Raw genomic sequence first — 1,224 nt, 5'->3', positions numbered from 1 at the left:
ACTCGGCGAAGCGTTCGGTAGAACTCCTTCATCATCATCTCAACACCACGGTTTCCTTCACCGCTATAGCCGAGGCTTTCCGCTACTTGAGCTTGGTGGCCAAACGTGAGGCGGTTGTCGTAGCGCTTAAGCTCAATATGCAAAGCAAACCTCACTCGCCACAGGAAGTCCTGACACTCGACGAGTTCGCGATATTCCGCATCGGTAAGAAATCCGTAACGGCTCATCTCAAGCAATGAGGTTGCGCCGAAGTGACGACGAGCAACCCAACTTAGAGTATGTATGTCACGCAATCCTCCCGGTGTCGATTTAATATCCGGTTCAAGGTTGTAGGTGGTGTCGTGGTATCTGGCGTGTCTATCCCTCTGTTCTTGGATTTTAGCCTTATAGAACACTTCACTTGGCCAGAAAGATTCAGAATGAATCACCACCTTGAGCTGGTGGAAGGTGTCTTCACAACCACACAGTAAACGCGCCTCTTGCAAATTGGTCGCAACAGTAAGATCTTCGCGGCCGATAGCAGCACACTCTTCTACGCTGCGAACTGCATGGCCGACTTCTAAACGGAGATCCCAAAGTAGGGTAATAAACTCACTGACTTTGCTAGCCAATGATTCGGGCAGAGCTTTGCGTGACACGACTAAAATATCTATGTCCGATAGGGGGTGAAGCTCTCCACGTCCGTAGCCGCCTACCGCAACGAGACTGATATTGGGTAAATTTGAGAAACCAAAGTGGCTCCACAGACGATTGAGTAGTAGGTCAATGTACTCAGCGCGGCCATGTACTAGTTCTGTGACCGAGCGATGGGCGAGAAACTCTTCTCGTTGTATATTTGCGAACTTGTCGAGTTGATTTTTAAGCTCGCTAATTGAGATTTGTTGTTCTTGTAGTGTTAGTGGTGATTGTAAGGGCATAAAGCGAATCCATGCAAAATAGTCCTAATAAGCACTAATCTAGCAAAACGAGGTTAATAAAAAAATATCCCCGCGTTTGCGGGGATATTTGAAGAGGGGGTTAAGCGTTGTTCATCATTCTTGGAATGGTGTCATCGCTTCGAAGTGTTAGCACTTCACAGCCAGTTTTCGTTACTAGGATAGTGTGCTCATATTGGGCTGAGTTTTTGCCATCGCCCGTGTAGACTGTCCAATCGTCTTCAGCGTCTACTGTTACACCAAACTTACCTGCGTTGATCATTGGCTCGATAGTGAAACACATGCCTTC

Annotated in this window: 1 protein-coding gene and 1 pseudogene; both read right to left on the bottom strand. The window is 47.5% G+C overall.

What is annotated here, in order from left to right:
• A partial coding sequence (locus QTO00_RS19940; RefSeq protein WP_331426296.1) for a nucleotidyltransferase domain-containing protein occupies nucleotides 1-917 on the bottom strand: 917 nt, incomplete at its 3' end.
• A gap of 100 nt (nucleotides 918-1,017) precedes the next feature.
• Nucleotides 1,018-1,224: pseudogene (locus tag QTO00_RS19935) on the bottom strand (type I methionyl aminopeptidase); the annotation flags it as partial.

Origin of the sequence: Vibrio sp. M260118 (assembly GCF_036533755.1) — a bacterium.
Classification (GTDB): Bacteria; Pseudomonadota; Gammaproteobacteria; order Enterobacterales; family Vibrionaceae; genus Vibrio.
This window is presented reverse-complemented; position numbering and strand designations above follow the sequence as displayed.